The organism is Pseudoalteromonas rubra (assembly GCF_005886805.2).
Lineage (GTDB): Bacteria > Pseudomonadota > Gammaproteobacteria > Enterobacterales > Alteromonadaceae > Pseudoalteromonas > Pseudoalteromonas rubra_D.
In genome coordinates this window covers 871,211-892,626 of sequence record NZ_CP045429.1, presented here as the reverse complement: position 1 = coordinate 892,626, position 21,416 = coordinate 871,211, and the positions used below count along the sequence as shown (strand labels likewise).

Annotated in this window: 10 protein-coding genes; 4 read left to right on the top strand and 6 right to left on the bottom strand. The window is 46.6% G+C overall.

Going from position 1 to position 21,416, the window contains the following annotated elements; translation table 11 throughout:
- Positions 1-229 precede the first annotated feature (229 nt).
- Complete coding sequence (locus CWC22_RS24530) at positions 230-2,845, top strand: fibrinogen-like YCDxxxxGGGW domain-containing protein (RefSeq protein WP_195879849.1); 2,616 nt, start codon at positions 230-232, stop codon at positions 2,843-2,845.
- Positions 2,846-3,216: 371 nt separating this feature from the next.
- The gene (locus tag CWC22_RS03935; protein WP_125557953.1) at positions 3,217-3,555 is read left to right on the top strand and encodes a hypothetical protein; all 339 of its coding nucleotides are present in this window, start codon (positions 3,217-3,219) and stop codon (positions 3,553-3,555) included.
- Positions 3,556-3,828: 273 nt separating this feature from the next.
- Here CWC22_RS03935 and CWC22_RS03930 read toward each other — a convergent pair whose 3' ends face one another.
- The 4 genes from CWC22_RS03930 to CWC22_RS03915 all read right to left on the bottom strand — a co-directional run bounded on the left by CWC22_RS03930 (position 3,829) and on the right by CWC22_RS03915 (position 17,877).
- Positions 3,829-4,800 (bottom strand): transposase, encoded by a 972-nt coding sequence (locus tag CWC22_RS03930; protein WP_195879848.1) that lies wholly within the window; start codon positions 4,798-4,800, stop codon positions 3,829-3,831.
- A gap of 168 nt (positions 4,801-4,968) precedes the next feature.
- A complete protein-coding gene (locus tag CWC22_RS03925) occupies positions 4,969-5,409 on the bottom strand; it encodes an SMI1/KNR4 family protein (protein WP_230090620.1) in 441 nt (146 codons plus the stop codon).
- A gap of 8 nt (positions 5,410-5,417) precedes the next feature.
- A complete protein-coding gene (locus CWC22_RS03920; protein WP_138536301.1) occupies positions 5,418-16,454 on the bottom strand; it encodes a SpvB/TcaC N-terminal domain-containing protein in 11,037 nt (3,678 codons plus the stop codon).
- A 1-nt stretch (position 16,455) separates the two neighbouring features.
- Complete coding sequence (locus CWC22_RS03915) at positions 16,456-17,877, bottom strand: hypothetical protein (protein ID WP_138536299.1); 1,422 nt, start codon at positions 17,875-17,877, stop codon at positions 16,456-16,458.
- A 514-nt stretch (positions 17,878-18,391) separates the two neighbouring features.
- Between CWC22_RS03915 and CWC22_RS03910 the strand changes: the two genes are divergently transcribed.
- Positions 18,392-18,625 (top strand): helix-turn-helix domain-containing protein, encoded by a 234-nt coding sequence (locus CWC22_RS03910; protein ID WP_010382895.1) that lies wholly within the window; start codon positions 18,392-18,394, stop codon positions 18,623-18,625.
- 65 nt (positions 18,626-18,690) lie between these two features.
- Here CWC22_RS03910 and CWC22_RS03905 read toward each other — a convergent pair whose 3' ends face one another.
- Both CWC22_RS03905 and CWC22_RS03900 read right to left on the bottom strand, forming a co-directional pair.
- Positions 18,691-19,224: a hypothetical protein gene (locus CWC22_RS03905; RefSeq protein WP_138536297.1), complete on the bottom strand. Its 534-nt coding sequence runs from the start codon at positions 19,222-19,224 to the stop codon at positions 18,691-18,693.
- A 134-nt stretch (positions 19,225-19,358) separates the two neighbouring features.
- Positions 19,359-20,057 carry a tRNA1(Val) (adenine(37)-N6)-methyltransferase gene (locus CWC22_RS03900; protein ID WP_138536295.1) on the bottom strand — a complete coding sequence of 233 codons (699 nt, stop codon included), beginning with the start codon at positions 20,055-20,057 and terminating at the stop codon, positions 19,359-19,361.
- Between the two features lie 67 nt (positions 20,058-20,124).
- Here CWC22_RS03900 and srmB point away from each other — a divergent pair, with 67 nt between their 5' ends.
- Positions 20,125-21,357, top strand: coding sequence for an ATP-dependent RNA helicase SrmB (gene srmB / locus CWC22_RS03895; protein ID WP_010382902.1), 1,233 nt, complete (start codon positions 20,125-20,127; stop codon positions 21,355-21,357).
- The last annotated feature ends 59 nt before the right edge of the window (positions 21,358-21,416 follow it).

The following is a 21,416-nucleotide window of genomic DNA, read 5'->3' as shown; positions in this document are numbered from 1 at the left end:
CCGGATTGGCCTGTCATTCTTCTTACTCTCCCGCTCTCAGTCACCTTCAACAAACTCATCGATTCGCAGACCCTCTCCGTTGCTTCACACTCACACGGCAACGAATCTATTCGCACCACAAAGACCGCACTAAAGAATGATAAAAAACATTTATAGCAATCATTAATCCGTAATCCTGTACAATACTCATCGCACATTAATCCAACTCTACTCTTACACAGGAAAAAACATGAAAAAACGAGTGTTACCTGCCATGCTCGCCACATTATGCTGGCACGCATCGGGAACTGAACTGGTACAGGATGGCCAGTTCGAGCAACAAACACTGGCTGAAGCACAGTTAAGCCACACCTCTGATGTCTGGACATTTTCCGATAGTCAGGCGGGGATCATTAACCTCTCCTCAGCTCATTATGCCGATCATCAGGCTGTAAACAACGTCGCCTTCATTGGTCAGGGTGCATCCCTGAGCCAGGCCCTGCCTGTGCCATTGAGTTTAACCAACAACTACATGATCCAGGCTAAATTGGGCGTGCGCGCCAGTGTTAACCCGGCCAACTTTAGAGTTGGCTTTCGCATTGCAGAGCACTTTGTTGATGTCACTCCTGATCTCACATTAGTCGAAGGGGCATTTGTCCAGCTCGATGTGACCTTTGAGCCGACCGAGGCGCATCGTGCGCTTGCTGAGTTAACTGATACGATGGCACTGGAAATACACAATACCAGCATTGATGCCAACACCATTGACGTAGATGCCATCTCCGTAGTTAGCCTGGCTAAACCACTGGATGATGACGGCGATGGCATGACCAATGAGTGGGAAATTCGCTATGGATTCAATCCGGCAGATGCAAGTGATGCCAGTGCAGATATAGATCAGGATAGCGCCAGTAACTTAGCTGAGTTTCTGGCCAATACTGACCCCACTGATCCCAACAGTTACCCGGCATTATTTGAGCCACTGGCGCAGGCCAACCTGGAAATACCCGGCGCCCTGAGATTAACGCCCAATGCCAGTGCGCCAGTCCCTTGCAACCCAGAGCACACAGGCTCGATATACTACAGCAGTGTAGATAAGCAAATTTTTAGCTGTGATGGCGCACTCTGGCGCGAATTACAAGGTGAACAAGGGTTACAGGGTGAGCAAGGGCTTCAGGGGCCACAAGGTGAACAAGGTTTGCAAGGGCCACAAGGTGAGCGCGGACAACAAGGAGAACCAGGCATACAGGGGCCACAAGGTGAACAAGGCCTGCAAGGACCCAAAGGAGATCAGGGCCTGCCTGGCACCACACATTGGCGTGATGGTGCAACAACCGTATCAACCACCGTTTCCGTCGGTGTGGGCACCCAGTCACCCAGTGCAGCGCTGGAAGTCATTGGTAATGCCATCGCCAACGATCCTATCGCGCCAAACCATCTGGTTACCAAACGGTATGTTGATAATGCCAGTCAGTCTCTGGAAGCCAAATATGCCCGTTTACTTGACATGGTTAACGTCCTCAATCAGGAAGTGTATCCCAGTGATGGGATCAGCTGTGAAAGCATTGCCCTCAGTGACCCAACTGCAACATCCAACTTATATCTGATTGATGCGGACGGTCCCGGTGGCGCACCTGCTATCCAGTACTTCTGTCACTTTGAAGACTTGACACTCTCCCGCCCGGTTGTCACCGATGGTGATACCACTGGCGCTAATAATAACATTGCCCTGGTCTACACGAATTCACTTTCACCGGGTAATTACACCGCCAGTGGCACCGTTAACCAGTTCAGTCCGGCTGGTGCATTTGACGGCCACCTGTATTACACGGATCCAAATCCGAAAATCAACCCTCAGGCAGGTGAACTGCTGACGCACGGGATCTGGCTTGGCCCAACCAACAGCAACGAGTGGTTGCAGGTTTCTTTTGCCAGAAAAGCCGTGATCACCGGTTTTAGCACTCAGGTGTCGATGAAACACGCAGAGTTTTCGCCCCGGACACCCAAAGAGGTGATTTTTCAGGTATCAGACGATGGCATCACGTTCACCGATCATGAAACCATTACCATGGAAAAAGGAACCAGTCAGGTTAAGCTCTCTAAAGCGGCGTTAGGGAGCAGCTTCCGGCTACTCGTGCTGAGCACCCATGGCTCTGGCGACTATACTCAAATCGATGAAATGGAATATTACGGCTTTTTTATCGACGAATTTGCCGATAACAGCCCGCAGGCACAGGGTAAAACCTGCCATGATATTCAACAAACCAACCCGACCAGCCAGTCAGGCTACTACACCATAGACCCGGATGGCGCGGGCAGTGTTGCCCCGTTTGTGGCGTATTGTGATATGGAAACCCTGGGCGGTGGCTGGACACTGTTTGCCAACCATGCCGATGGTATTGACAGAAAACTGATCCGCGAGCCGGTCAGAGTCGACCAATATGGTGTGCTTGAGTCGTCAAGATGGCAGGCACTGCGCGCTGCGATGACGGAAGGACTGATGTTTGTTGATGAGCATAGCAAAGTATCGATGATTTCGGCGTTCAATGTCACCAACCCAACTGGCGTAGGATGTCAGGGGCTACTGGACGACACCGCGGCAGACTTAACGGCAACTTTCGACAACACCCCTCATATAGAGGGCCTGAATATTTTCAGATCTGAGCCCACCGGCGTGCCCTGTAGTTATGTCGATAGCGGCACTTTCACCATGGCTGCTCTGGCTGACAATACCGGATATTATCAATGGGATATTGCCGGTGCGGCTATTTTTAATGGCAATCCGGAGCGACAATTTACCATCTGGCCATACTCTACGCTGTATTCTCACACAGAACAGGATGTGCTGAAGTACTATATTAAATAACGCAACAGGTGCTGTTTAATAAACACATTAGACAGCACCGTTAACCTCTCAGCCAATTCCAAGACTTACATTGACACGCCCCACGGCAAACATTTCTTACATATCTTTCTAGTCCATATATGGGCGCTCCGGCAATGTATACTAAATACAACCTAACGACAGATAGCATACATTCTACCTACCAACTTGAGATGATTATCTGGTACTTCTTTACATTAAAAGATCGTAAGAAAAAGCTTGGTTCTATATAATAAAAAATTAGGCGCGGGGCCGCTAAAGCTTGGCTCAGCTGCGCTTCACTACACCGTTTGGCCACGCATTATCAGCCCCTTATTAGGGCGTTAAGTTAAAAGCTAACTATGAGGTAAATTTTGAAAATTAAAGCACTCGTTATAAGTTCAACATTGGCGATTTGTTCATTTGTTACTCATGCAGGCTCCTGGAGCGGTACGACTTATGTTAAGGAAATCTATGCTCACTCAACAAATAATGTTGATGGAACGATATACTTCAAATTCGCTTCAATGAAAAATCCATACAATTGCGAGCAGTCTGATTTAATCGCTCTGAAGAAGTCCAACAAAGTATTTTCTGAATTGTACTCGCTCATATTGGCTGCATTTGCAACCGACCAAAAAGTAAACTACTACGTCAATGGCTGTGATCAGCATGGTTACCCTGAACTAATTCACGCAAACGTATCTATGTAGATATTACCTATAAAGCCAATCCCAGACTTTACAGACGCAGCGAGCATTTTGTATAGGGCAGACAAAACACTGCCCGTTTACAAGTGGATGCCGGCATAATTGGTAAATTGGCAGGTCAATTGAGAGCACTTTCAATATGTAGCTCCACGTTTCCTGATAAGCTCTGAATAGTTAAAGCCGTAAGTATAAACTCGAAATCCCGACAAATCGTCCGGGCCGGGCAATACCAAAGCACACTCGGCCTAAAATTAAATATACCGAGATAACACTATATCAACCCAGTAACCGCTCGCACTGACTCAGGTTAGCGCGTCGCCTTTTGTGAAGGTGCTCACAGTAATCTGTCATCGCTTGCTTTCGCCCTACCGCGCCATGAAACACCTTTGTGAACTGCGTAGTTAGTTTGAGCCAGCTATCCGGCTCTATTTGCAATCGTGTCAGCAGTGGCTGACTATCGCAGATGTAACCCCGCTTATCTGCACGCATGCATCGGCCTGTTAGCTCAACCAGCTGTATGTAATAAGTCAGCTCAAAGGGCAATCCTTTGGGCTTGTGTTTTCTTGGGTTACCTGCAAAGCGCAGTAAGCTCTTAGGTTGCTTTCCTTGCCGTGCATACTCAATACGCTTTTTAATGCTGGTATAATCAGACGTTTCCGGTGTCGCTGCCATTTTGGCTCTGACTGGGTTCAGGTCAACATAAGCCAGACACGCTGCCAGTGCCGCTTCATCCAGTAAGGCCTGTGACTTAAATCGCCCTTCCCAAAACCGGCCTGTACAACCATCTTCTTTATTGGCTCTGCGGGCTATGTCTTCATTCAACACCCGCATGAACCAGCTGATGCTCGCAAGGCGTATTCTGAACTCTCTGATGTCTCCATCAAGTATATTGCGCTCTGACTCGCTCAGCGCATCACCATTGATGAATTTGTGCGTCAACCAGTTGCCCTTAAACAACTTATGCCATCGAAGAACGATTGCTTTATCTGATAACCTTTGTGCTTTCTTATCATCTACATACAGCACGATATGCGTGTGATTGCTCATCACCGCGTAGCCACACACATCAATGCAAAACACCTTCGCAAGGGTCAGTAATTTTTCCTCAACCCAATCTCTACGATGTTCAAAAGACTTGCCCGTTACGCGGTCTACGCCGCACAGAAATGCCCGGCGAACACACCGGGATATACAGTGGTAAAACTTTGTATCTGATAAGCTGACCTGTCTCTTCCTTGCCATTGGCATAATCCAGCATCCTCAATCCATTGAGTATTACCTAAAGGTAGACGGCGTACCTTACATACGCCAATTTAGGGTGGGTGTCCATTCAACCTATCCATTCAACCTATCCATTCAACCTCCACTTTTAGGGTGGGTGTCCATTCAACCTCTCCATGTAATTTGTTGTTTTTGTTAGTTGGAAAGCGCGAATTTCTCCAAGTAGTCAAAAAGGTTACTATACGGTGACTCTTCCCATGTCTCTACTTCATGATCATAGAAATATATTCTTGGTTCAAAGACACCATCGACAAGCCTGAACCCATAAAAATCACCCGAACTATTTTCTGAAATCAGCAAATGACCATTTCGGATAGCTTTATACTTTTCATTTAAATCAACCAAATTCCAGTCACTTCTTCTTTCTAATGAAAATACATTTGAGAATGCAAAATACCCTCCACCGTATTCCAATATGAAGTTTTTATAGTCCACAGGAAGCTTAGCGCCTAGTTTGTCTTCAGCTTCCGCTAAAGCCTCGTTATCGGGGCTTTCATCCGATTCCATCCCAAACCAAATAGGATGGTCATTTTTTGTTTTTTCTACTAACTCTTTAAACGCATCGAAATCCATCATTTAACCCTTTAATTATAAATCCAGCTTGGTAATACATCGTCAGCACCTTGCTCTCTTGCGCGATACCACCAATGTAATTTCCTATCAGCGTCCCTCATTTCAGGAGTTACTCCTTGGTTGAACTTATTGGGATGTAGTTGCTTGTTTCCACGATGCAATTCAGGAAGTATCTCATGAATTGCAGACCCTGGCATTTGATCTGCGTGATGCAAATCAGGTTTACCTAGACCTTTAGGTGGATGCCCCAAAAGAGCAGCTTTCATATCATTAACAGACCAATCTCCTTCAATCCTTACTGGGGAATCGTTCGGACCGTATCCTGTTTTCTTTGTACCACCATACCTTTCATTTGCTCTCCTTAATGCATCTTCTCGTGGAACTCCTGCATCGATAAACTCAGCAGCCAACTCAACTATCTTTTGATTTGTTGTTCGATTATCACCTGTAAATAATCTAACCAAATCTGTTCCAAGCTTGGCAAACCCTTTGCCACCTTTTGCATTATACAAATACTGGAATGCACCTGTTATAGCAGCGTTGGTAAATTTACCTCCTGTTAATTTTGAAATAGTACCTGCAATAACCATTGATTGTATCGTACCAACGATGACGTTGTTCATGTCGACAAGCCCACTAACTTGAGCACCTTTAGTCAAACCAGCACTCCAGAAACCATGGCCAAAATTCCCTCCCTGAACTTCTGATAGAATTCCGCCAGCAAGTGCATGAGCTGAAACATGCCAAAACCCATTCAGGTAAACTGTCCCAGAAAAGCCCTGACCAATTCCATAAAAAACTGCAGCTGAGGCAACGGACGTCAACCCAGCTTTAAACGCTTGTGACGAAGCCCCACCCATCGCGCGGGTAAAGTTGTAGCTCCAGTAAGCGGAGCCCAAAGGACCACCCGCCTTATAAAATGCTATATTACCGATAATGTTTGTCAGTTCCGGTCCAATAATTTTACTGGAAGCTCTGATGACATTTCTAAGTACTTTTTTGACCGGTTTTAAGTGCTCAAACCAATACCCACTAGGATCCGTATATGACAGCGGATTATTCAACACATAACTATAAGCATTGTAATTCTGAAGATTCAAAGGCGCCTGCACCACCGGATCCGCCTGCATAAATCGTCCGGTGTCTGCATCGTAGATCCGACCATTCATATGAATAATACGGCTGTCATTACCAATCTTGACGGGCTCATGCCCTGTATAACCACGGAAGTTATCAGACACCGAGTCGAAGATTCGCTGCGCTGTTGCAAAGTTCAGTGTGTCAACCTGATTCAGAGGTCCCTCAGACTTTTGTGCACCAAATACATCATAGGAATAACGGGCCAGTAACTCATAGTTACGGTTTGTAATTGCAATTACTGAGCCCTGATGGTCTGTAAACATCCACTGCATGGCGCTGTTGCCATTCATAAAGTACTTTTGCTGTGCATCATTGCCGATATAACGCTTTATAAATGGTGTGTTGTCGCCGCTTTCCGTCGAACTCACGGTCAGCTCCAGCGCACCAACATAGTAGATCGTCTGGTTTTCATCTACTCGCTTATAACGGCGGTTGTTCGCATCGTAATTAAAGCTGACAACTTTGCCATCAACTGTGATGTTGGCCGCTTTATTTCGAGCTGTATACTCAATAGTCCGGTAATCTGTACCATCGATATAAAGCTTGGTTTGATTGCCGTTTTTGTCATAGGCAAACCGCTCGGTCACCGTCCGCGCTGTGTTGGTCGACGCAGATTGCCCCGCTAAATCAGCACCAGACAGCTGTTCACCCGATAGGGGGATAGGAGAACCAGTAATGGAAGACGGGAATAGCTCAGTTGCACCACAGCTATTGTCTACATCTCCGGTATTGGTCGAGCGGCTTGTTATAGCATGTCTGGGGGCTTCACCCTGGCCAAAATATTGGGACCACTTATCACGGATCGAGTTACATGCAGCAATGACCCCGCGACCAAAACTTGCTTTAAACCATAAATTGCCGTTGGCACTGTATTTGAATAATTCCTTATTCTCGATGTGCGTCACCCGGTTAAGTAAATCATATTTATAATTTTGTTTAGGGAGCGCAACCTGTGCACGACTCAGTAAGTTGCCCAGGCCATCAAAGCTGTAAGAGTCTGCCTGAATATGATTATAGTTAGTGCTTGCAATGGTTTTTACCATACCAGCATCGTCATACGATACCGACATGACAGCGTTACCTTTTTTATACTGGGTCACTTGTCCACGGGTATTCAGAGACTGTACTTCATAATATTGCTGACCATACAGCCCCTCTCTCGCTTCATGTTTTTGCACAACCAGGCCGTGCTGATAGGTATTTCTTACCCCTCGGGCATCGATGTATTTACCGTTTTCCAGTTTGCGATAATCATCAAACTGATAGCTGATCCGGCTAAATTCATCATAGGCCATTTGTTGGATCACACATCGCGAAGACAAGGGGTCAGACAGGTCACGGCTCGGATGGCTCGGGTCGTTATAGCCTGGTTTAATACGCAAATCGTTCAGGCGTGTATTAAACACAACGCCACTCACACATGTTTGTGTTTCCAGCGCCGTCAGGGTTGCGGCAGTACGACCAAAAGTATCGTAGTAATAATACTGCGCCCAGTTATCGCCCTGAGTGGCAGACTGCAATTGATGCACATCGTCTACTTTTGTACCAAAATTCCAGAGGCTCTCGCCTTCATACACAATATTGGTCTGGTTAATGTAGGTAGAGTTGGTAGTGGTGCTATCCGGTTGCGTATGCCACTGACGGACTTTACGTCCCAGCAGGTCGTAACTTAGATGCGTCGCAACACCACGCGCATCGGTTTGCTTTGTGAGCTCTCCAAACGCGTTGTATTCATAATGAAAGTCACCGCGATCAACATCTTTGGTAGTCTCCTTGCGGCCTAACAAATCATAACTGTTGTCAATCAGTACCATGTTGTCCGCGGATGAATATACCGTCAGCTGATTACCGCGACTGTCATAGGTATATTCCAGCTTCTTACCTTTGGCGTCTGTAACAAACTCAATCTGTCCAAGCGCATTTTTAGTAGTCGTGGTAGTTTGCTTACCGGTAGATACACCTGCGCCGCTTAGCTCAACAGCACTAGTCAGGTCATTCTGAGTGTAAGTGGTTGTCACCTGACTATTGTTATCCGTTGTCGACGTCACCCGATCAAAAGCATCATAGCTATAAGTCACTTCAGAACTTCCCGGTGCTGTTTGCGCCAGCGTGCGACCATACTGGTCATGCGCTACTTTCGTATCCAGCCAGGTACCCAACACCGTTATTGAGCTGGTTTTATACACCCTGCCCATTCTGTCCATGAATTGTTTTTCAACCAATTCACCGTTGACAACTTTGTTGGCCTGAGCAACGCATTTGTCACTGTCCTGACAAGCTGACAAATACAGATAACTTTGCGCACCAGAGGCGCTATAACTGCCAATTTTAGTACCGAACACGTCATACAGCGTGGTCACTTTTGTGCCGTTAACAGTGCGAACTTCAATTGCCTGCCCAAAGGCGTTGCGTGTCAGAACTTCTGCCCCTTTTGCCCACAGTTCCTGATCTGCTTTTGCTTTTTGTCTTGAATAAACCGGATAACGCTTTTCTGAATCGTAACTGGTTTCAGAGATCCGGGTTTGCTTGTCGTCCTCACACCCTGAGTTAGACGCACTCTTTTGCGTTAGATTGCCCAAATCATCATATTGATAGTGGGTTTTGAGCTCGTACTGACACCCTTTGCCTTGTGCAATCGTTTCACTTTCGAGCATATAAGCATTGGCATGGCTAGACCCATAGTAGGTAAAGTTTGACGTCAGCGAATGATTCGCTTTACCATCGGCTGAATGCGTAACCGTTGATGAAACCAAGCGGCCGCGCTTTTTATAATTATCACTGACACCATAGTTATTGCTCGTCGTCACGCTCGAAAGAGGATTAGTTAGACTTAAACTATCAATACTACGCCAGGCATCGCTTTCGTAAAAACTAACAATGGCCGTGTTCCGGTTATCTGGTAGCTGTTGAGAAATGGTTGTGGTGACATTGCCAAACACGTCCTGCTCTATTTGAGTACTGGCGCACTGGCTTGAGCCAATTGACGTACTTTGGTCAAAATTAATAAGGCTGGTACATTCTTTCGCCAGCTGATTATAGACCTGATACGTCACTCCCGCTGTATGTGGATTAGGCTTCACCTTATAGTCATTTAGCGCGCTGCTGATCACCGTGCCATTGTAAGTTTTAATGGTTCTGGCTGGCATTCCTGAAAACGGGTATGCCTGGTGATAACGCGTTGTGGTGCTGAACTGTTGGCCATCTTTGACATTAACGGTTGTCAGTGACTTAAAGCCAAGCATGCCTCTGCCACCAAACTGAACCTGAGCTCCGGCATAGCTGTATTCAATAGCGCTTTTCAGGGTGTCATCAGAGTAACTTGGGCTATCCGTCTCAACCCGCGAGACCAGTACCATGCCCCCGCCATTGATAGGTGTTACTTTCAATTTTTGGTCTGCAAAGGCAATACGGTCTTTGTTATCTTCCGCAAACAAAGAGCCCACAAATGCTGACGAGAATGGCGTATAAACTGTGCTATCTGACATTAACGCATAGTGTATCTGAGTCTTATTAGCGTAACCCTGAGTAATGCCCGACAGATACCCTTCATAGGGTGATTGGTCCAGGTTAAACTTCACCAGTACCTTGTCGCCATTTTTAAACATCAGATCAGACACACCATCGCGATTGTAATCACTGAAAAACGCAGAGTCCCCTTTGTCAAATTGCACGTCAGGCGTCAAAAATGGCGTATAATTTTGTGTCTTAACAAATTCTTCATTTTCGATGTGCCATTCGTACTGCACCCATGAAGGCGACTCTGTGTTGATATTTTTAGTTGAGAAATACAACTCAGTACGGCCATCTTTATTCACATCCATGACCATAGGCGCAAGTTTGTCGCTCAGTAAACGTACTCCAGCAGAATCTGTTTTCGACCAGTCGATATACGATTCATCAAACGAAACACGCTCACTCGACCGGTTCAGTAAAACACGCCAGCTTTTTACTTCATCTGGGTAACGTATCGTTTTAAGATAAATAAGATCAATCAGCCCATCGCCATTCACATCCGCAGGCGTGAGGTGCTCAATGTGATTTGCGCCGGTGTTAGTAATTGCACTCGAATCAAAGCCCGTCAGGTTGCCACTTATGCTCAAACCCTTGTTCAGATTGACATAAATGTGGCTTGCTTCGCCCTCACCACAGTTATCACGAGGACACTTAAGCGACACAATATCCGCCAAACCATCGAAGTTGACGTCCATTGCATACCAGGGCGTATTCTTGCGCGTCATCTGCGAATAATTGCCCGGCTGATTTGAAGTCGCGACATGCGGCGCTAAAAACTCACTCGTTTGAGGGTCATAAAGCGCGATAAAAATCTCATTCTTGCCACTGAACTTATCGTGCCACTCACTCTCTCCCGATAAACTGGCTTCCTTTTGCTGGAATACCAGATCAGCATATCCATCGCCATTAAAATCAGCAAACTTGCTATGTTTGATGAATGGTCCATAGCTGTCAGAAAGTGGTATCGGCGACCACTCAATCACCCCAGCATTTAAAGATGCACGCGTCCAGTAGTAAGCATTGGTTTTATGATCGCCATTGTGCTTATCCTGCTTACTGATCCACAACGATTGCTTACCATCCCCATTGGCGTCAACCACCTGCATATCCACGGTGTCTGAATCGTCATAACGAGAAATACGGCCACACGCTATTTCGCTCGCAGGTGCAAAAGTATTACCTTCCCATAAGCACAGCTCATACTGTTTATCGCCAATTTTTTCCAAAGTGGCCACTTCTGCGGTTCCGTCGCCCTGAGAGTCAATCAACGTCATAGCGGCCAGTTTGTTGTCCCCTGATGGCGTAAAGACCTGAGCATAGGATTTGTACTCTAAATCACTGGCAAACGGTGTGTAGTCAAACTCTATCGGGAGTTTACATATCTGGTTACGACACTGCGCAATGCTTTTCAGTGTGCGTAGGCCGTTATTCTCAGTGTTGAATACCAGTGAATAATCACTGAGCTCAAAGCCGTTGTGATTGGTTACTGTGATACCATCAAGTTGAGAGGCCTGGGTTAATCTAGCCTCATCAATATAACTTGAGCGATAAGTGTCTGTTACAGAGTAACTAAACTGCACAGTATTATCGCTATATTTAATCGTACTCAGTACTTTTTCATTGCTGCCTAGCTTCTGGCCGTTAGATGCTTCCGTTGTATAGGTGTAGTAAATGGAAGTCTCATCTTTTTGCAGATTATCTGTTACTTTCTGGAGCATCCAGGTCAATACATGCGTCTGTTGTTCGGCATCAATGATACGTACTTCACTGTTTTCAGTACCGCCATAATATTTGTACGAGCCGTCTTTGCCCATGACGACAAACATTTCCAACCCGGTCTCTGCATTGTTTGCCAAAATGATCGTCTGATGGCTCTCAATCTCTGTCTCAAAGGTGGCGATGGTTGTCAGCCCGTCAATAGACTCATTCGCATCCAGCTGGATCAGGCGCTGACCATCTAAACAGTATCGATCTTCGTCACTCAGGGTGAGCCCCTTAAATTGGCCATCCTGTGCTTTGGTCTGACGACACCGGCTAACACTGGAGGCCGCGCTTAAACTCCAGCCAAGTGCAACATTGGTACGGGGTGTTTGCGAGTTGTAATCAAGGCTGACGGATGGTTTAACACCCGTCTTACCTGCTGGTAGTTCAATAGGCACATTGTACGCTGCGGATCCTGATTCACTGACCCGGAAGCTACCCAGTGTCGGGGTAAGACGAGCGTGTGCCGTTAAAATATCCACAGAGGGAGCCGCATTTTCAGCCTGGACAAATGGCAATGAAATACTGGGAGACGTAGTTTGCGTGCTGTCATTGATCAGCACGCGTTCTTCATTCGAGAAATTATTACTACAATGTAGTACTTGAGGGTTCCCCTTCAGGGCAACTCGAACACACGCCTTAACCTTAAAGCGATATTCTCCATTGTCGTAGTCATTTACCCAGGTAGTGACATCACCACTCACCGGCCCATCTTCTGCATTTTGCGCTGCGATTACGTCCGCGCGATAATATGCATCATTATGTTGTGAGACATATAGTTCATACTCTTCCACCAGGCTATCCGATGAGATGGTCAACTCAACTGTGCCGAATCCGGTGTTCACTAACGCCAATGTTGGCGCACTTATTCCATCAGCCGGGTCAACGGGGTTGGTCCCTAATTCAATCTCAACCCGATCGCTTAATCCATCATTGTCTGAGTCATTGTCATAGATACAGCCATTCACCACCCGACAGTAGTCATAGAAATAGTAGAGTAAATTGAATGTGACACTGTCATACTGGCTTCTGGCGGCGCCAGCTTCCAGCAATGCTATAAACACTTCTGTACGGGTCGCACCTGATCTGAGCTGTGCAACCCAGTAGGCCCGATCGCCTCCAGCCAGGATTTCGTCGCCTGTCAGTGTACCCAGAAAATATTTAAACAGGGTGTTGATAAAGGCCACATCATCGGCATTCGCCAGCTCAGGGTTAGCGTTAATTAAAGCGCTGATGATTTCATTAAATGAAAACCCGTTGTCATACAGGAATGCCAGTAAGCTTAACTGGTCTTTGCTTGGTGCACGCTGTAACAACACCAGCATGGCTTTGGTCAATGCAACTAGCTGAGTGTGCTCCTGATTGGGTTCCCATCGGCTGGCTTCCCACAGTGCAATATGCTCTCGGAAGGCATCATGTAATACGCCTAAATCTCGCCATTTAATCGCATTGGCTGAAATCATAGTTCTGTCGATAACATGCAGCTCACCATCTGCCGTCTTAACATAGATTTGCCCGGATGCAGCAACATCCACCTGATGATTGATACCGGCCGGAAATTCGTATTGCCACTGCACGTGACCTGTTTGCTTATCCAATGAATACAGATTGCGGCCCATGGAGCCAACGTAGAGATTGCCGTCCTGGTCCAGTTGCGCCGGAGCAATAATGGGTCCTTTGGAGGTAAACAGCCAGTCCTGAACTTTTCTCAGGGAGTCACTGCTCTGCTTAGGTCTGTGGCGGAGTTTGTAGAACTGATGATTCACCGAACCAAAATATATATGGTCATCATCCGCAACACTTTCTACCAGCGGTCGCGCGGTTACCTTGGCAGGAATATCATCGCGCCCACTATTATTGGTTTGCGGCTCATACACCCATAACTTTTCAAACTCATCGTTAAAAGCACTGTAACCTGCGAGCCCAGTGTCTTCACCAACATAGAGGTAACCGTTGTCACTCATAACTATCTGACCTTCAAGCAGGTCAGGCTGGCCGCTGCTGCCTGTGGAATCCACCATCAGCCTGCTTTGCACTAACTTACCGTCTTTGAATACCCCGTTGGTCGCAATAACGTGCAAGCCGCCATGTAAGAACCCTTCCTCGACTTTTTTATCGATCTTAGCTGTAATATGAGTATTGTTGATAACCTGATAGTTGCTGGCAGTAAAGACCTCTCCGGTTGCACGATTACGAACCTTTATCAGGCTCTCGGCACCACCTAAAAACAACCCTGTAATAGCCAGATTACATTGCGTTGCGGAGCACGCAGAGATGGTCGCTGATTGCAGTATCGGTGCCATATGAGCAATGGTGATCTGTTGGCCCGCAGTACACCCATCCATGTTGTTACATGCGATCAATTCGTACGTAAACTGACCTTGATTTAAGTACACTACCGAATACTGATTTGACGTTATCTGAGCGGATAGCTTATTTGGTGCATGGTTTTTGTCACTCGGTAACCCGGGCCACATGTTCATCTTATAATACTCTGTGACACCATCTGCATTGTCAGGCCAGCTGAGAATATAGCGGCCATCAACTTGTCGCGTGTGATCATTAAAACGCGGCGGTACAGGATCTGGCGTGCGATGAACAATTGTACGCGTCTCTGTTTGTGGGTCGCCGTAGACCTTATTCGGATTATTGGGATAAAAGTTAACCGGTGTTACTTTAAATGTCAGTTCTTTATCATGTAATGCCGGGGTTGTGAAAAAGGTATAGCTTTTCTCAATGCCTGTGGCACTTAAGGTTACCTCCTCCTCTGGGGTGTCCTTGTCACCAAGGTAAACTTTTACTATCAACAGCTTGGTAGCCTCAAAGCCCTTCATAGTGAGCTGTTCGCCCCCTTCAACTCTGTCCGAACTGAGTGTCAGTCCTGCGGGTTTTGTTGGCATTTCATATTCAACAGCAATATTACCCAGCTTATTGGTTACAGACTCACCGGTATTGTCTGTCAGTGTCAGTTGAATTTCTTGCTCGCCAACGGCGTTTGCTGGCCAGGAAAGTATGACTTCCTGCGCCTCACCTTGATCGGTCGCCTGTGGTAGTGTCATTGGCAATGTAGGGCTCACAGTCACAGCTTGGGCAACCTGGTTGCTGGTAAGCCTGAGATCAGTTAATTGACTTGAATCGGGAGAGAAAGCGGCAACTTTAATTTTAGCCGTGACAATATCACCAACGCGGATGGGGCTAGTGTCTCCAGCGGGCACTTGAGATATAGCAAAGGAGAAGCGCTCTTTAAAGATGAGTAAATGGTTAGCTGGCGTGCTCAACCCAACGTCATGGATATCTTTTGCAAGCACAGACACATACCATTCGTTTGAGTTGGTCAGGCCAGCAACACTCTGGTAAGAAAAGTCAACTGTACACTCACCTGTACCCGGAGCATTAGAAAAGTCACAGTGTTTTATTTGTTTTGCGCAAGCGCTGACCGATGGCTCATTGCTCCCTTTTGAGTTTAAGCAGATCTTCACCTGCTTTAAACCACTGGCATCACTGGCAGATGCAATTACCCTGATAGTTTTATCTTTAGCCACTATGTCCGGTAAATCATTCAAGCTGACACTGGGCGCATAATTGAAGCTCACTTTAGCTTGCTTGGATACCGAAGCGTTCTGCTTATCACTCACACTAACAGTAATAGGAAACTCATTGCTGCCCTGGCCTGGCGTAGCAGAGATTGGTACGTTGGTACAGGTAATCTCGCTCTCTGAAGTAGTACAGTGACTGCTGCCTTTATATCCAATTCCGTTAATTTTAAACGTGTCTAAATTCATTTGATTGTAAGACTTATTGTCTTCATCAGTGATAGAAAATGACACGAGGGCATCATCACCGGGCAACAAGACATGATTGTTTGCTATGGTGATATCAGAAATAACCGGAGGAGTGTTGGGTTCTAATATGGAAAAAGTGACGTCTTTTGCTGCTGTATTTCCGTATTTATCTGTCGCTATTGCAGTCCAGGTATGGCTCCCCAGAGGCAGTGAGTTAGCACGATAGCTAAAACTGCAACTTAAGGACGATGTGCCATTGTTATCGCAATCATTTAAAAGATTCTTCCCTTTTTTTATCTCGACCTTAGTTAAATCACTGCCCTTATCATTGGCGGTAAAACTGATAGAAACCGCCCTATTTCGATAAGTATCTTCGTGGGCTATGTTTTTAAAAGTAGGCGTTGTTTTTTTGACGTAAGTGACCTTCATGTAGCATTTATGCTCTCTTTCAGTCTTATCGTTGCCTTCTTGAACCGATTCTGAAAATGACTTAGCCGTTAAGTTAAGAGTAAAAGTGCCAAATGCAGGCAAGCTTTTTAATGTAAGATAAGGTAAAACATCCCCATAATCATTAATTTCGGTCTCTCCATCTCCCCAGTAATTACGTGACAAAGCCGTGCTGCCACTTTTTACTTCAACAATGCCCTCAAATTCAACTGCATGACCATCATGACTTTGAAACTCCCTGAAGATCATATTAGTAAGGTCAATCCTGTAGGGCTCACTGTTACCCGACTCAAATGACAAATTAGTGACATCGGTACATGCACCCGCTAAAGCGGACGCAGACATGCCACTCATCAATGCGAACGCTAACCAGGTGCAGGCTTTAGTCATCATCGTTTTTCCCATGTTATAGCGCTCCTCTCCATAGCACGGTCATCGGCTTTGATTCACTCAACGCGCTGAGTGACAACACACCAACACTGCGAGACTGTTGTTGCACAGACCCAGAAGTCGGGATGGCTACACCCAGCACCTGATCCTGGTCTTTAACCAGGAACAGCTCAGAAAGGCCCTGAATATTCTTCTTATTGAGAAATAAAGTCGGGGTGTTAATAACGGGCTGCTCGATATGCTCAGTCAGCGTAAAGCTCTGCGGCTGAGGGGCTAACCCCTGCTGGTCAAAAATTTTCACTTTACCGCTTTGGTAAAATGCATAGACGCCCGCTGCTTTTTGCTCTCCTGACAGTGAATCCATAAATTTGGCTGAGTAGTCACCATCATTATTAACAATGACCGGACTGGTCAGCAAAGCATCATCTTCATAAACTGAACATTTAAGGAGCTGTTTATCTGATAAACGAACCTGACAGATCCGCCCCTGGTTGTTCGAATTGGTTTCATTAAAATACAAGTAATGCTCGGTGATGGTCGGTGCACTATTTACCACCCCATCCAATGTTAAGGACCACTCCTGATGCCATGAAACGGGGCTATCCAGCTCTTTGTGTGCTCTAAAGAAATATAGTTTTCCATCATGCGTAGAGAAAAAAAGATGGTGCTCGTTCTGAAAGATTGTACGCTCAATAATATCCAGATTTAGATCAAACAAAGGCTGTTTGTATTCACTTTGGATTCTCTTGCTTAAAAACGGGTTCTCTCTGAGCGTCGCGATATTAATCGATGTAGATGCACTTGCTCCGTTAAACCCATAGGCCGTCAAAGTAACGCTAGAGTTACTATGCACGTAAAACGTGCGTGTGCCTTTGGTGAAAGACGATGCTTGAAATGCGTTGCTGACGCCATTTTGGCTATAATGAATCACCGCATTTGTTGCACCAGAAAGTTGCCAGCCAACCCTAATCGTACTGCCAGCCATGACTGCACTATCACCCTCGGTGTACAAAGCTTTAATTGCTAACCCACCTTCCACCTTGGTGTTATCTGGACTATCTGATGAACAACCATAGCGATGGCAGGCCACGACTCTAAAACTGCCGGTACCATGATATCGGTAATAACTGGCCGTTGTGCTTGGCACCACAACCTGCCAGGTTTGACCATCGAATTTGAGTATCTGATAGTACTTTGCTTGTCGTGAAGGGGTCCAGGCAAGATTGGTATACTCTCCATCTACTTGGCTGGAAAGTTTGACCACCGTGTCAGGGCGTAGCTTTATTGGCTTAAAGATCCGGACATTTCCCACCATAACTGGCTTATACGCTTGCTCAAACCCTTCGCTGGCATTTGAACAAAGCGGATAGAGTATACACATACTGATCAATGCGCACAGAGGAGACAATTTCTTCCCTCCCTGAAAGAAAAACTTCACGATAGATATCCCTTAACGATAAAATTCAAGGCCCGGTTAATGCTAAAATCAGCAACTGTATTGACCTCAACCTATACATAAAATGTGTCAGGTTTAGAGACAGAGGCCAACATAATGCCCATCTGCCGATGTACAACCTACTAACAATATTCAATAGGCCAGAAAATGGTGGCATATTGTATTGTTCACCCCGTATTCAGGTCAATCAAAAAGGAACATCTGTCTTTGCGCAAGCAATTAACTTATCACAAAGTCTTAAAGCTCATATTAATAACGATTATGTCTCTTACCTATCCGCTGGCAAGATTCGCGAAATCCTTACTATCAATGAATCATTTCATAACCTGAAAAAAAGTTGCACATTATTATTTTTTTCATTGCAATCTGAGTTACAAATTACCCATTGCAGGAAATAGCAATAGGCGTCCGGGCAGGTGTCTTTTAGATCATCCGCAAAACAGCATCAAACACACCCGGCTTTACCTTTAAAACAATAATCAAAGGAACTAACAATATGGAATTTTTTTCCCGCTACATCACTGGTGATGACCTCAGGAAGTTGAGAAAAAATAAAGGTGTGACAACACAAGCAATGGCGACTCAGCTTGGCGTGTGTCGTAAAACGTATGAAAATTGGGAGCGCGATGTGGGTCAACCAAAACTCAACCAATTTTTTGCCATGGTCACTTTCTGCTCTGTCGACGTCTCAGATTTTCTGACTAAGATACGTCAGCACGGCCAGGCCTGATATTCTGCCCTCAGAGCACTCCGCGCGAGTAGCTCTGAGGACTTTTAATTACACTCATCCCCACATTAAGCCTGCGCCAGCGGCTCTGGTAACTCATTCAACCAGCGCACTTCCCTGATCCAACTTGTCATGGTAGGAAAGCCCTTATCCGGACAGGTCATATCCCAGGCCGTCAGCAACGGATCGCCAAATATTCCACCCTTTTCGAAGTTTTCTTTCAGTGCCTGATTCATGCCCTGATAACTGTTTTCCGGAAACACCAGATCTATGGGCAGCCCAAGGTGCCAAATCGCAGCGACAGACCAGGCAGTCGCAGCCATTTCTTCGCCTTCCATTGCCTGTTTTTCGCGCCCATTTTTAAGCCCGTTTTTATAAACATCTTCATGCAATTGAGGCCTAAAAATCGGCTCACATACCGCAATGTGCCCTGCTTCATGTAATATGTCTCCGGGGCAAACCAGCTGTTCAATGTCGATGTGGAGTACGCCATGTACGATTTGCAGGCCCGGCAGAAACATCTTCCCCTCCACGGGGCAAAGCGCATGGGGCAAGTTAATGTCGCTCAGAAAGTTACAAATGATTTGAGTATCTTGATCCATTATCGGCTCCTTGCACTGAGTCCGGAATGATCCAGTTCAGTCTTATTTCTATATTTGCGAGTTTAGCGTTTTTCAAACAGCTTAGATATTACATAAGATTACTGCATGAGTGCCCATTACGCCGCCATTGAGGGTCACATTTTTAGATAAAAATCACGACACAGATCAATAAACGTTGCGCTGTATGCGCCATCCTGCGTTCTCACACACAAGGCTTCCTGAACCAGACCAGTCTGTGCTCGATGCCATTCCAGCATCAGCCTGCTAACGGGCTTGCCAGGCGTCATCGTGACATCACAGCGACGAGCAAGGTACAAGCCATGCTGCTGTGCCAGTGCGATAAACGCAAGTCCTTCCTGAGCCGGTAAAATGACCGCAAGCCGACCTTGTGCGTGACTGTGCAGCTTAAACGCCTCAATCAGGTGCAAAAAACTCAGACTGTCAGTGTGGCGGGCGGTATTTCGGGCAACATCCGGCCCTTTTAAGCTGTGATTAAAATACGGTGGATTGCTGATCACCAAATCATAGGGCTGATCTGCAGCAAATGTCTGAATGGGAGTCTGGTGCACCCGAATACCCTGCCAGGGGCTGGCATGGACGTTGTCTCGGGCATCCAGACAGGCCTGCGCATCAATCTCAACCGCATCGATCATCAGTGATGGAGCGCGCTGCTTGCACATCAGGCTCAGTAACCCGGTACCAGCACCGATGTCCAGCATGCGTTGTGTGCCCGTCACGCAAACCCAGGCGCCGAATAACACCCCATCGGTCGACACCTTCATTGCACTGCGCGATTGTGCCACCGTAAATTGCTTAAATGCAAAGCTTGCCATTTTGCTCCTTTGAGAAACCCGGATTGCCAAGTATAATTCCGCTATTGTCCTTTATTTGTGATGCACTATGCAATTTACTGAATTCGATCTCGACGGCACGCTACTGACTGCCATAAAAAAAATGGGCTTTGAGCAGGCCACCAGCATTCAACAGCTGGCCATTCCGGAGGCTCTGATGGGCCGTGATATACTGGCGTCTGCGCCAACGGGCACAGGTAAAACAGCAGCCTTCCTGATCCCGGCAATTCAGTATTTGATGGATTTTCCGCGTCGCGATCCCGGCTTTGCCCGAGTGCTGATCATGACGCCCACCCGTGAGCTAGCCTATCAGGTGTTTGAGCAATGCGAAGCACTGGCAGCAGGCACGCACCTGAAAATCGGTGTGGTAACCGGTGGTATTAACTATGGTAGTCACAAAGAAATCTTCGAAAAGAACAACGACATTCTGATAGCCACACCGGGCCGTCTGATGGAATATCTTGAGACCGAAAACTTCCATGCCGACAATGTTGAGCTGCTGATCCTCGATGAAGCCGACCGCATGCTAGACCTGGGCTTTAAAAAAGAAATGCTTAAGATCTGCAACGAAGCAAAGAACCGCCGTCAGTGTTTCCTGTTTTCTGCCACGCTGGAAGGTGACAGCGTCGAGCTGTTTGCCGAGCGTATCTTAAAAGATCCGGCACTACTTGAGGCCGAGTCATCACGTAAAGAAAAGGGCAAAATCCACCAGTGGATCCACCTGGCAGATGACTATCAGCACAAGCTGGCCATTCTCGCTAACCTGCTACAAAGCGAAGAAGTGACCAAGGCCATCGTGTTTGTGAAGACCCGTGAGCGTTTGGAAAAATTGGTTGGCGAGCTGTATACCCAGGACATTAAGACCACCTGGTTGCGCGGAGAAATGCCCCAGGACAAGCGCATGGCCGCCATGGCCAGCTTCCACAGTGGTCGCACCCGCATCCTGATCGCCACCGATGTGGCGGCGCGTGGTATCGACGTCGCGGATATCAGCCATGTGATTAACTTTGATATGCCGCGTACTGCCGACATTTATGTACACCGTATTGGCCGTACCGGTCGTGCCGGTAAAAAAGGCACCGCCATTTCACTGGTTGAAGCCCATGATGCCGAGATCCTGGGTAAAGTTGAGCGCTACACGGAGCAAAAGTTGAAACGCCGTGTGGTTGAAGGGCTGGAGCCGAAACACAAAGAAGCCAAGTTACCGAAAAAGAAAAAAGATCCAGTCAAAATCAAAGCGAAGAAAAAAGCCGCTAAGGCCAAAACAAAAAAGAAAAAGTAACCCATAAGCGAAAGGGCGTCTGAGACGTCCTTTTTCTTTTTGCTCAGGCCTCACCCTTT

Coding starts and splice junctions, on each gene's coding strand:
- CWC22_RS24530 (WP_195879849.1), top strand. CDS start 230: ATGAAAAAACGAGTGTTACCTGCCATGCTCGCCACATTATGCTGGCAC.
- CWC22_RS03930 (WP_195879848.1), bottom strand. CDS start 4,800: ATGCCAATGGCAAGGAAGAGACAGGTCAGCTTATCAGATACAAAGTTT.
- CWC22_RS03925 (WP_230090620.1), bottom strand. CDS start 5,409: ATGATGGATTTCGATGCGTTTAAAGAGTTAGTAGAAAAAACAAAAAAT.
- CWC22_RS03920 (WP_138536301.1), bottom strand. CDS start 16,454: ATGGGAAAAACGATGATGACTAAAGCCTGCACCTGGTTAGCGTTCGCA.
- CWC22_RS03910 (WP_010382895.1), top strand. CDS start 18,392: ATGGAATTTTTTTCCCGCTACATCACTGGTGATGACCTCAGGAAGTTG.
- CWC22_RS03905 (WP_138536297.1), bottom strand. CDS start 19,224: ATGGATCAAGATACTCAAATCATTTGTAACTTTCTGAGCGACATTAAC.
- CWC22_RS03900 (WP_138536295.1), bottom strand. CDS start 20,057: ATGGCAAGCTTTGCATTTAAGCAATTTACGGTGGCACAATCGCGCAGT.
- srmB (WP_010382902.1), top strand. CDS start 20,125: ATGCAATTTACTGAATTCGATCTCGACGGCACGCTACTGACTGCCATA.